Source organism: Protofrankia sp. CiP1_Cm_nod4, assembly GCF_982290645.1.
This window is the reverse complement of the sequence record NZ_CEVIVC010000061.1, coordinates 10,103-21,612: the sequence shown is the minus strand read 5'-3', so window position 1 is coordinate 21,612 and position 11,510 is coordinate 10,103. Positions and strand designations below refer to the sequence as shown.

Below are 11,510 nucleotides of genomic sequence, written 5' to 3'. Positions count from 1 at the left end.
GGGCGTCGGAACCAGACACGTCGGGGCCAGGGGCGTCGGGGCGCTCGTCCGCGGGGACGCCGGCGGCGGCCGGCAGCCGGCGGCCCGGCCCACGCGGGGCGCAGCACCACAGCGGGCACACGTCGTGGCCGGGGCCCAGCGGACTCAGCGCCGCCCGGGGGCGGTGCCCGTACCTGCGCTCGTCGAGAAGCTCCCGGACCATGGTGACGAACCGGGGGTCGACACCCACCGTGGACGCCCGGCGGAAGATCAGCCCGGCCTCCCGGGCCCGCTCCGCCGCCACCACGTCGAGATCGTGGACAACCTCCATGTGGTCGCTGACGAAACCGACCGGCACCACCACGACCGCCTGGGCCCGCCCGGCCGAGCCGAGCGCCGTCAGATGGTCGCCGACGTCCGGCACCAGCCACGGCACGCCCGGCGGGCCGCTGCGGCTGGCGTAGACCAGGTCGTGCGGGTGACGGCGGCCGGTGCGCAGCGCCACCCGCTCGACGATCACCTCGGCGGCGGCGGCCAGCTGCCGGGGGTAGGCGTCCCCGTCCGGGCCGCTGTCCGCCGCCTGCGTGAGCGGGATCGAGTGTGCGACGAAGACCAGCCGCGTCTGCGCCCGCGACCCGGCCGGGATCGTGGCCAGCTCGCCGACGACATGGTCGACCATGGGCAGGACGAAACCGGGATGGTCGAAGTACTGCCTCAGCTTGATCAGTTCCGGCGCGTCCGGGCCGAGGTGGGCCCGCGCCCTCGCAAGATCCTCACGGTACTGGCGGCAGCCGGAGTAGGAGGCGAAGGCGGACGTCACGAAGCAGGCCGCCCGGCGGACGCCGTCCCGCCGCATCGCCTCGAGCGCGTCGACGAGGAACGGTGACCAGTTGCGGTTGCCCCAGTAGACCGGCAGCGGCGCGAGCTCGGCCCGCAGCGCGGCCAGCAGCGCCCGGTTCTGGTCGTTGATCGGGCTGCGGCCGCCGAGGCTGCGGTACTGCTCGGCGACCTGGGCCAGCCGCTCGTCCGGCACGCCCCGCCCGCGGGTGACGTTGCGCAGGAACGGCATGACGTCGGACGGCGACTCCGGGCCCCCGAAGGAGACCAGCAGCAACGCGTCGACGGGCACCGGCCCGGTCCGGCCGGGCGCGGTCCCGGCCGCGGTCACGCTCCCGGGCACGGTCACGCTCCCGGCCGTGCCCCCGGGCGCGGTCACGGTCCCGGGCGTGGTCATGGTCCGGTTGTCACTCGACACGTCCGTCATCGTCCCCTGCGCTCGGGGCACAACACACCCCGCCCCCGGCCCGAACCGAGGACGCGCCACCGCAAGAGCCGCGCGGCCCGGCTCACCGCCCAGTCCCGCGATCCGGGCCGGCCTGACCGGCGATCCGGGCCGGCGAATGGGAGCCGTGACGCCGGAAACGCGGGATGAACGAGCGTACAGGCCACGCCAACGCTCCGTCCGCTCTGATCCGTGCGGTGTGCGCGGCAGGCTAGAGCGCCGGCCGGGTAACCATACGTGTCCCCCGAACGGTGGCACGCTTCGAGGAGCGCCAGCCGCCGGAGAAGATCGGCACAATTTTGTCGTTGTGTACGCTTTTGCGGCCAAAAAGCGTACACAACGACAAAATCGCCTGGATCATGGCCTGTACGAGTGGTCGTGGATGAGATCCGCGCTACCGGACCGGCAAGTTAGAGGCCCATGCTCAGGCCGCCGTCGACGGGGATCACCGCGCCGGTGATGTAGGAGGCCTGGGGGGAGGCCAGGAAGGCGACCAGGGCGGCGATGTCCTCCGGCTCGCCCATCCGCCGGATCGGGACCTGGTTGACCAGGTTGTCCCGCTGGGCGTCGGTGAGCGCGTCGGTCATGTCCGTGCGGATCGGGCCGGGGGCGACCACGTTCGCGGTGATACCGCGGGGGGCGAGCTCCCGGGCGAGAGAGCGGGAGAAGCCGATCAGGCCGGCCTTGGACGCGGCGTAGTTCGACTGCCCGGGGGAACCGACCAACGCCGAGACCGAGGAGATGAAGATCAGACGCCCGCGTCGCAGGCGCAGCATGGGCCGTGCCGCGCGCTTGGCCACCCGGTAGGCGCCCAGCAGGTTGGTGTCGAGGACCTCCTGGAACGCGTCCTCACCCATGGTGAGAAGAAGCGTGTCCCGGGCGATCCCGGCGTTGGACACCAGTATCTCTACCGGCCCGAGTTCCGCCTCCACCTCGGTGAACGCCTTGTCGACGCCTTCCGCGCTGGTGACATCCAGGCGGACGCCGTACAAACCGTCCGGCGCGTCACCGCCACGGCTGGCGACCGCCACCCGGTCACCATTCGCGGCCAGCGCGGCCGCGACCGCGGCGCCGATCCCTCGATTACCGCCGGTAACAAGAGCTACTCGTCCCTCACCGTCCACCATGGGATCGATGCTAGCTGCCGCATCGCACGCTCCAGAGTTATTACCCAAGGTGACACGCTGAATTCTCATTGCATTCAGGGTGCCCGGGCACCCAGCCCGTGATCATCGCTGGGCCACCTGGGCCGGACGACCCCGCAACACCCGTTCCACCGGTCGGCCCCCAGGCCACCGGCAAAGATCACCTGAGTGGGACGAGCCCGGGCCACCCGGACCCGATCGCCCGTCCGGGCGCTTCGCGGGACGATGCAACGGTGCGTCTGACGATCAGAGTCTGCCCCCGCTCGGCCCGGACCTCGGTCGGCGGCGGCTTCCCTGCCTCCGCGGCCGAAGCCTCGGGCGAGCCCTCGACCGAGGAGCCCACCGCGGCGGACGACCCTACCGGCGGCGGCCCGTCGGATGCCACCGCACCCCTCGTCGTCCGGGTGACCGCGCCGGCGGTGGACGGACGGGCCACCGAATCGGCGTTGCGCGCGCTGGCAACGGCCTTCGGCGTGCGCCGCCGCGAGGTCGTGCTGGTCAGGGGCGCCACCAGCCGGATGAAGATCGTTGAAATCGGCGGGCGGCCCGAATCCGCGTTGCGCGGCCGCCTGGCCGAACTCACCACCACGCCGAAAAAATGAAGAAAGGATGAAGAAAACAGGAGGAGTGAGGAAATCAGGTGCGCGGCGAAAACCCGACCGACGCCTAATGGACTGACGAATCCGGGTCCGCCGCCGCCCAGAGACCCGGTTCGCCCGCGCCCATCAGGCCGGATTCCCGGAAGATAAACCGGTGGAAACCACCACAAAAGATATGATCGCGCGGCCTTCGGCCCACCACCCCACCCACCGGCCGCCAGCCCCACGAAAACATCATCGCGCGGCCTTCGGCCGGGTGGGGCGGGCGGAGGCGCGGGAGCACAACCTTTGACAGGGGCTCATCGTCCGGATATGGGACAGATCGTGTCGACGGAGGCCAGGTTGCTTGCGCCGGGTGAGACCCATGCTGCCGTGCACGGACGGCTCCGGACACCGCAGGCGTCCGTGGCCGGCGCCGTGACCGGTCCTGCGGCCGGCGCCACGACCGGTCCGGTGGCCGGCGCACCGGTCACGCCCGCACGCGCCGACAGCCTCCTGCCCGCCCCCGTCACTGTCGAGCCCCTCGACCTGCCGGCCCTCATCGACATCGAGCGACGGCTGCGCGGCCTGGCCGCCGCGCTGATCGACGACATCGCGGACGCGGCGCCGCCCGGCGGGCCGGCCGTCGGCGATGTCGGCGGCGGCGGTGTCGGCGGCGTTGCCGCTCTGCGCACCGCCACGCGTTCCCTGGCAAGCCTGATCACCGTTCTGTGGTTCGACGCGCTGCGTGCGGGTGACCAGCTCCGGGTGCCCCCGGCCGCGTTCCCGCTGCTGGACGCCGTCCACCGCCTGCTTGCTCCCCCCGGCTCCGGCCCAGCCGGCCCGCCCGGAGCTCAGCCGCGGCCCGCTTCCGGAGGCCCGGCGGCGGCAGAGCGCCTGCCGTGGCCGCCGGGCCTGGTCGGCGTGACCGTGACCGCACGCTCCGGACCAGCGGTGACGGCCTGGGACGCCCTCGCCACGCGGTATGTCGCCGACCATCCCGGCATCACCGCACCAGACGAGATCATCGGGCATGCCGGTGCCGCCGCGCCGACCGGTACCGGTGAGCATGCCGGCGCCGCCACGACGGTCGCCGCGGGGGCACCCGGACGGCAGATCTGCCTGCTCGACCACACCGAGCTGTTCGACGGCACGGTGTGGGAGCCGGTCACCGATCCGCGGGTGCGCCGCCTGGGCGAGCTGGTGTGGGTGGTCACGGTCCCTGCTCATCCGGGCGCGGCTATCGCCGCCGAGGCGGGTGTCACCGACCAGGCGCGTCTCTTCGCCGCCGCCAACTGGCAGGTACTCACTGTCAGTTATGGACGGACGCTGTCCGCCCTGTTCGGCAGGCCGGGCGGGCAGGCGCTGCGCCGTCGGCTCGACGGGATGGGCCGCGCCGAGTTCCAGGAGCTGCTGCGCTCGTCAGGGGCGGAGCTGCGCCGACGCCTCGCCGGGCCCGGGGCGTCCGGAGCCGGCATCACCCGGCTGCTCGACGAGCTGTCCGACGACGAGATCGCCGCTGCTCTGCGTGACGTCGGCGGCAACGACCTGCCCCTGCTCGTGGACGCCTTCGACGAGGTCGACCCGCACCGGCCCACCGTCCTGTTCGTACACGTCGACGCGGGCCCGGCCGAACGGACAGCGCGATCCGACGTTGACGAGTGGGCCGGGCTGCCCGCGGGCAGCGCCGCCGCCCGCCTCGCGCGCCTCGTCCGACGGCGGCTGGCGGCGAAATCGGTCACGCGGGCGAGCCCGCCGCCGGTCCCGTCCGAGCCGGCGCGCTCCTACCTCGGACGGGTCAGCACGCTGGCCGCCTTCGGCGCCGTCATGCGCGATCTCGCCGACGTCCAGCCGCGGGTCGCCGCCGGCATCGTCACCGCCACCACCCCGGAAACCGCCACCGCGCTGGCCGGATGGCGCGACGCTGTCGGCACATGGTCGCCGTCGCGGGCCGCCGCGCCCGGGGAGCCGCGCCGGCGCGCCGGCGGGCAGCTGGCCGAGCCGGCCTTCCCCGGCGTGCTGGCAGGGCTGCTCGGCGGGCTGGGCCGGGCCTGGAACCAGCTCGGCCATCCCCTGCTCCCGGTCGGCGTGACCGGCGACGCGACCGCCGGACGGGTGCTGGCGCACCGGTATGCCGACACGGATAGTGATGCGTGGTTCGTCCTAGTCGTCGTCACCGATCCCGCGCGACCCGTCGCCAGCGGCGGCGGGCGACCCGAATCCGACATGATCTGCTGGGAGCCGGCCTTTGCCCAGGATCTCGCCTGGTGCACGCTGGACGCGATCGGCCGGCTCGGACGTCCGGACGGCCGGTCGGCGCTGCTGCGGGTCTCGGCCCGCCCGGTCGAGCAGGCGCTGGCCGCGGTGCCCGCCGACGCCGAGGGGCGGGCCCGGCGGCGCGCCGGGGTGCTCGCGGGCGGTTACCGGCTACGCGACGGCACAACCGGCGCCGGCGGCAAGCCCGGCAACGCGCCCGACGGCAAGCCCGGCGACGGGCTCGAGGGCGAGCTCGTCGCCAGGTCTGGGGGGAGACCCGTCGACGGACCCGACAACAGGATCGGCAGCGAGCCCGACAACCGGGCCGGTATCGGATCCGGGCCGGCGGTGACCCTGGTCGGGGCCGGCTCCGTCATGGCCGACGTCCTCGCCGCCGCCGACGAGCTCGGCGCGGGGCTGGGCCGCGGTGTCGCCGTCGTCTGCCTGACCTCCCCCGACCTGGTCTGGCGCGCCCTGCAGGCCCGCCGCGGCCTGCTGCCGGGTGACGTGTCGATCCTCGACGAGCTCTTCCCCACCGACCGGCGCAGCCCGCTGGTCACCGTGGCCGACGGGGACCCGCGTGCGCTGGGGTTCCTCGCCGGCGTCCACGGCGATCCCGTCTCCACCCTCGGCGCGGGCATGATGGTGCCGGTCGACGTGGCGACGATCGTCGGCGCGGCCCTCGACCTGCTGGACGAGGTCGAGGGCTACCCGGCGTAAAGCCATCCCACGAAATTACTCATAGTAACAATTAGGATGGACGGTCGGGGCGAACACCAGGCACCCGCTCGTCCGCTCGGCGAGGCCTCGCGGGCCCTGGTGGCGGGTCAGGTCCCGATCGCGTGCACGCCGCCGTCCACGTGGATGATCTCTCCGGTGGTGGCGGGGAACCAGTCCGACAGCAGCGCCACGCAGGCCCGGGCCGTCGGCTCGGTGTCCTGGATGTTCCAGCCGAGCGGCGCGCGCTCGTCCCAGACACCCTCGAACCGCTCGAAACCGGGGATGCTCTTGGCGGCCATGGTGCGCAGCGGCCCCGCCGCGACCAGGTTGACCCGCACCCCGCGCGGCCCGAGGTCTCGGGCGAGATAGCGGGTGGCGGATTCCAGGCCGGCCTTGGCCACCCCCATCCAGTCGTAGGAGGGCCAGGCCACGCTCGCGTCGAAGTCGAGCCCCACGACCGAGGCCCGCTCGCCGAACAGCGGCAGCGTCGCCCGGCACAGCGCGGCCAGCGACCAGGTCGAGATCTGCACCGCGGTCGCCACCTCCGGCCAGGGGGCGTCCACGAAGGGCTTCCCGCCGAGCACCGACTCGGGCGCGAAACCGATCGCGTGCAGGACGCCGTCCAGCCCGTCGGTGTGCTCGAGAACCCGGTCGGACAGCGTGCCCAGATGTGTTTCGTCAGTCACGTCCAGCTCGATCACGGCGGCCTCGGTGGGCAGCCGCCGGGCGATCCGCCGGGTCAGTGACAGGCCCCGGCCGAAACCGCTGAGCACCACGGTCGCGCCCTGTTCCTGCGCGATACGGGCAACGCCGAAAGCAATGGACGCGTCCGTCAGAACGCCGGTGACAAGGATGCGCTTACCTGCGAGGAGTCCGCTCACAGGCCCGCATCCTGCCAAACATCGGCCGGCGCTGGCGAGGCGGCACACCGACAAAGCCACCCCCCTCGCAGTGCCGGCGCACCGACAAAAACACGCCGGCCGGCACACTCCGGTACACCCGGTACACCCGGCGCACCTGCGTCACACCGGGAAGGCGCTCATCAAAGCGGCGGGCCGAGGACGCCGGCCCGGGCGAGCCAGCCCGGCCGTATCCTCCGGGCCGCATCCGCCCGGGCCGCATCCGCCCGAACCGCATCGCCCGGGTCAGTATCTCGGATGCCTTCGGCATCACCCCAAATGGGGGCAAGCCGGGCGGCTTACGAATCAGGACAGCCGGACCGCGGTCACTGCGCCCGCGCCCGGCCGGCCCCGGACAACCGCAGGAGGAGCACCGCGAGCACGCCGGCGAGCGTCGACGCGACGAGCACGGCGGTGGCCGCGCGCCGCTGGGCAACAGCGTCGTCGAGGGCGAGCCGGGACATCAGCAGGCTCACGGTGAAGCCGATGCCGCCGAGCAGCCCGACCGGCGCCACCGTGCGCCAGCCAAGGCCGGCCGGCAGCCGCGCCACCCCGGCCCGCACCGCCAGCCAGGCCCCGCCGACGATGCCGGCGGCCTTGCCGACGACGAGCCCGGCGACCACACCCTGGGCGACCGGATCCTCGGCCACGGCGAGCAGTGCCGTCCCCGTCACCGGTACCCCGGTCGCGGCGAGCGCGAACAGCGGGACCACGAGACCGGCCGAGAACGGGTGCAGCCGGTGCTCCAGGCGCAGCGCGGGCGCGGCCCGCTCGCCCGGGTCAGGACGCACCCGGGTGAGCAGGGCGAGCGCGATGCCGGCGACGGTCGCGTGCACCCCGGAGGCGTGCACGCACACCCACAGTGCCAGCGCCAGCGGCACGTACAGCGCCGGGGAGCGCCAGCGCCGCCACTGCGCGCAGGCGTACCCGGCCGCCAGCACGACGGCCGCCAGCAGCCAGAGCGGCGCGAGCCCCCGGGTGAACAGGACGGCGATCAGGACGATGCCGCCGAGGTCGTCGACGACGGCGAGGCTGAGCAGCAGCACCCGCAGCGCGGTGGGCACGTTCGCCCCCGTCAGGGACAGCACGCCGAGCGCGAAGGCGATGTCGGTGGCTACGGGGATCGCCCAGCCGCCCGCCGCCCCCGGCGCGCCCCGGCTGACCGCGAGGAACACCAGCGCCGGAACGATCATGCCGCCGACGGCGGCGGCGACCGGCAGCGCGGCGGCCCGGCGGCCCGCCAGCTCCCCGACGACCAGTTCGCGTTTGAGCTCGAGACCGGCGACGAAGAAGAACACCGCGAGCAGCCCGTCGGCCACCCAGGCCCCGGCGGTCAGGTGCGTCAGGCGTAGCCAGGACGGGCCGAAACCCAGGTCGGCCCGCCACACGTCGTGGTAGCTGCCACCGGCGAGGTTGGCCCACAGCAGGGCGAGCGCGGTGGCGGCCAGCAGCAGGAGCCCGCCGGTGGTCTCCCGGCGCAGGAACTCGGTGAACGCGCCACGGGCGGACAGCGCCTGGCTGACACGTCCGGCGACCGCGGCCCGCGCGTCAGCCGCCGTTCGGGTGCGCACCAGCGGGAGGTCCTTCCAGGAGCAGCCGACGTCGGACGCCGACCAGACTTCCCGGCACACCTGTTGAGCGGTTCGATCAGTTCGAGTGGTTCGATCAGTTCGAGTGGTGACGTGTCGACCAGCGCTGGGCGCTGCTGGCCAGTACCGCCATCGTGGCACAACAAGCCGCGGATTTCCCGGTCATGACGTTCCCGTCCGGCGCGGGATCCGTCGCGGGCGGGATTCCCCGGCCGTGGCCCCGGCGGCCATCGCTCAGCGGTGCGGTGCGGTGCGGCCGCCGCACCGCCCGGCCGGGTGCGGTGTGCCCGGCCGGGGCCGTGCCGTGCTGGCTGGTTCAGCCACCCGACGGGCTCGTCACGGTCTTCCTGCGCAGGCGCCTGGTCGTCCTGCGGACGACCGGTTCGACAACGCGCGCGGCCACCGGGCCGAGAATCGCCATGATCAGTACATAGCAGGCGGCGAACGGGCCGAGCTCCGGCTCGATGCCGGCCACGACCGCCAGGCCCGCGATGACGATCGAGAACTCGCCTCGCGCGACCAGCGCGGCCCCGGCCCGGTAACGGCCCATCGTCCCGATCCCGGCCTTGCGCGCCGCCCACCAGCCGGTGAACACCTTCGTCGCCACCCCGGCAAGCGCCAGCAGCAAGGCGGGAAGAAACACCCCGGGGATCTCGGCGGGTTCCGTCTGCAGGCCGAAGAAGACGAAGAACACCGCGGCGAAGAGGTCCCGCAGCGGGGTGAGCACCTCCCGCGCGCCCTCGGCCACCGGCCCCGACACGGCGATGCCGACCAGGAACGCCCCGACCGCGGCGGAGACCCGGACCTGCTGGGCGGCGCCGGCCACGAGCAGGGCCAGCCCCATCAGGCGCAGCAGCAGGATCTCGCTGTTGGGGTCCGCGTCCGGGTTGTGGACCAGCCGGCTGACCTGCCGGCCGTACCGCAGTGCCAGGACCAGGACGAAGACCAGCGCGCCCAGCGCGACCAGCAGCGTGACCGACCCCTGGGCGAGCGTCTGGTGGGCCAGCAGTGCGGTGAGGATAGGCAGGTACACCGCCATGGCGAGGTCCTCGAGGACGAGCACGGACAGCACCACGGGCGTCTCACGGTTACCGATCCGTCCCAGATCGGCGAGGACCTTGGCAATGATCCCGGAGGACGAGATGGCGGTGACCCCGCCCAGGACGAGCGCGGCCAGCGGCTCCCAGCCGAGCAGGAACGCGGCGGCCACACCGGGCAGGGCGTTGAGTGTCAGGTCGAGCGCGCCCGTGGGCGCCTGCCGGCGCAGGCCGTCGATCAGTTCCTGCGCCGTGTACTCCAGGCCGAGCGTCAGCAGCAGCAGGACGACCCCGATCTCGGCGCCGACCTCGATGAACTCCTCGCTGGCGCCCAGCGGGAACAGCCCTCCGTGCCCGAAGGCGAGCCCGCCCAGCAGGTAGAACGGGATCGGGGAGATACCCACGGCGGTGGCACAGTGGCCGAGCATCCCGAGGGTGAACAGGACCGCGCCCAGTTCGAGGAAGGTCGCGGCTATGTCCACGGGCGGCTCTCCGCCAGTGCCGTGTCAGTGCTCCTCGGCAGTGCCGCACCAGCGGCCAAGATCGCGATCAACCGACGCGGAACAGTTCGGCAACGGCAGCCGTGTTCTCCGGCGTACCGACCACCACGACGACGTCACCGGCGACGAAACCGAAGTCCGGGCGCGGGGAGGCGATCACCTGCTGGTCCCGGACGACGGCGACGATGGACGCCCCGGTCCTCGTCCGGGCATGGGTATCCCCCAGCGGCTGCCCGTCGTAGGGGGAGCCGGGAGTGATTTTGATCTGCTCCCCGACGATGCCCGCGAAGGCCTTGCCGAGGTTGTTCAGCCGCTCGACGATGTGCGGGGCGCCCAGCAGCTCCGCCAGGGCGTCGCTCTCCTCCGCGGTCAGCGGGATCGACTCACTGCAGGTGTCCATGTCATCGGTGTCGTAGATCACGAGCTCACGCCGGCCGCCATGATGCGACACCACGCCGACCCGCCGTCCGCTGCGGGTACGGAAGTCGTGCCGCAACCCGATGCCCGGGAGCGTGGTCTCCTCCACGTCCACTGCGACCCCTCCGGTGAACCCGGCATGGACGCCGGGCTCACAAAAGATCGAAATTCTGCTGACCGGAAATCGGTGATCAGATCAGTGACCAAAACCGCGGGGCCCAAACCGCAGGGCCCACCTCTGACGCATCGGCCCTCTCATCATCTAAACATACCCAACGGCCCCGCCAGCCCGGGCCGACAAGCCCGGAGCCGTACACCCGCCCGGGCGGCTCGGGCGGCCCGCCGGACGGACGGTCAGCCGGTCGACAGCGGGCAGAAGCACTCCCCGGATACCGTGACGGGAGCGCCCTGCCCATCCCCGGCCGGACGCGGATGGGCCACGGCGAGGCCGGACAGCGGCCCGCGAGGGTTCGCGAGGGATTTACCGGAAGGCGGTGCCGCGGTGCTGAACAGGAGTGCTCGCATCATCCGCCGGATCGTGGTGAGCGCGGTCGGCGTGGCCGTGCTGGGGCTGGGCGTGGCCCTGCTCGCCCTGCCCGGCCCGGGCTTCCTCATCATCGCGCTGGGATTCTTCGTCCTGAGCCTGGAGTACGAGTGGGCCCGCCGGCAGTTCGAGCAGGCCCGGCGCAGGGCCGCCGACCTCGCCGACCAGGCGGCGGCGAGCGTGTGGTCGTCGGCGTTCACGATCCTGTTCGGGCTCGGGATGGTCGCGGTGGGCATCGCCTGGATCGCCGTGGAGACGCTGCCGTTCTCCTCGCCGTGGACGGGCGGCAGCCTGGTCTTCGGCGGCCTGGTGATCCTTTCCACCATCCTGTTCAGCCTGTGGCAGGCCAAACAGGCCCGTGACGCCGGCGAGCCGACCCCCGCCGAACTGCTCGACCTCAAGGAGGAGGAAGACCACAGGCGCGTCTCCGCCGCCTCCTCGTCCACCTCCGCTCCCCCAGGCGCGCCCCCGACCTCCTCCACCGACGAATAGCCGCCACCGGACCGGCAGATCCCCGAACCGGGCGTCCTCCGCGGCCCGTCTGCCCTCGGCCCGTCTGCCCTC

9 protein-coding genes are annotated in these 11,510 nt (G+C 73.1%); 3 read left to right on the top strand and 6 right to left on the bottom strand.

Annotation, left to right across the window (positions count from 1 at the left end):
* Together AC5LSR_RS13385 and fabG are read right to left on the bottom strand one after the other, a co-directional pair.
* Nucleotides 1–1,213, bottom strand: a 1,213-nt coding sequence (locus AC5LSR_RS13385; protein WP_493468519.1) for a ferrochelatase, incomplete at its 3' end; no start/stop codon positions are given.
* Between the two features lie 458 nt (nucleotides 1,214–1,671).
* Nucleotides 1,672–2,388: a 3-oxoacyl-ACP reductase FabG gene (gene fabG, locus AC5LSR_RS13380; protein WP_250286461.1), complete on the bottom strand. Its 717-nt coding sequence runs from the start codon at nucleotides 2,386–2,388 to the stop codon at nucleotides 1,672–1,674.
* Between the two features lie 251 nt (nucleotides 2,389–2,639).
* Here fabG and AC5LSR_RS13375 point away from each other — a divergent pair, with 251 nt between their 5' ends.
* Both AC5LSR_RS13375 and AC5LSR_RS13370 read left to right on the top strand, forming a co-directional pair.
* Entirely contained in the window at nucleotides 2,640–3,008 is a 369-nt protein-coding gene (locus AC5LSR_RS13375) for a DUF167 domain-containing protein (protein ID WP_250290767.1), read from the top strand.
* A 339-nt stretch (nucleotides 3,009–3,347) separates the two neighbouring features.
* Nucleotides 3,348–5,960: a thiamine pyrophosphate-dependent enzyme gene (locus AC5LSR_RS13370; protein WP_493465049.1), complete on the top strand. Its 2,613-nt coding sequence runs from the start codon at nucleotides 3,348–3,350 to the stop codon at nucleotides 5,958–5,960.
* Between the two features lie 107 nt (nucleotides 5,961–6,067).
* Here the strand turns inward: AC5LSR_RS13370 and fabI are convergent, their stop codons facing one another.
* The 4 genes from fabI to AC5LSR_RS13350 all read right to left on the bottom strand — a co-directional run bounded on the left by fabI (nucleotide 6,068) and on the right by AC5LSR_RS13350 (nucleotide 10,517).
* Complete coding sequence (fabI, locus tag AC5LSR_RS13365; protein WP_250282646.1) at nucleotides 6,068–6,841, bottom strand: enoyl-ACP reductase FabI; 774 nt, start codon at nucleotides 6,839–6,841, stop codon at nucleotides 6,068–6,070.
* A gap of 344 nt (nucleotides 6,842–7,185) precedes the next feature.
* A complete protein-coding gene (gene nhaA / locus AC5LSR_RS13360) occupies nucleotides 7,186–8,430 on the bottom strand; it encodes a Na+/H+ antiporter NhaA (protein WP_250282648.1) in 1,245 nt (414 codons plus the stop codon).
* A gap of 334 nt (nucleotides 8,431–8,764) precedes the next feature.
* A complete protein-coding gene (locus AC5LSR_RS13355) occupies nucleotides 8,765–9,913 on the bottom strand; it encodes a cation:proton antiporter (protein ID WP_250282679.1) in 1,149 nt (382 codons plus the stop codon).
* A 121-nt stretch (nucleotides 9,914–10,034) separates the two neighbouring features.
* Nucleotides 10,035–10,517 carry a cation:proton antiporter regulatory subunit gene (locus AC5LSR_RS13350; RefSeq protein ID WP_250282650.1) on the bottom strand — a complete coding sequence of 161 codons (483 nt, stop codon included), beginning with the start codon at nucleotides 10,515–10,517 and terminating at the stop codon, nucleotides 10,035–10,037.
* A gap of 387 nt (nucleotides 10,518–10,904) precedes the next feature.
* On the opposite strand from AC5LSR_RS13350, the gene AC5LSR_RS13345 reads away from it, so the two are divergent.
* Nucleotides 10,905–11,438: a PGPGW domain-containing protein gene (locus tag AC5LSR_RS13345; RefSeq protein WP_250282652.1), complete on the top strand. Its 534-nt coding sequence runs from the start codon at nucleotides 10,905–10,907 to the stop codon at nucleotides 11,436–11,438.
* The last annotated feature ends 72 nt before the right edge of the window (nucleotides 11,439–11,510 follow it).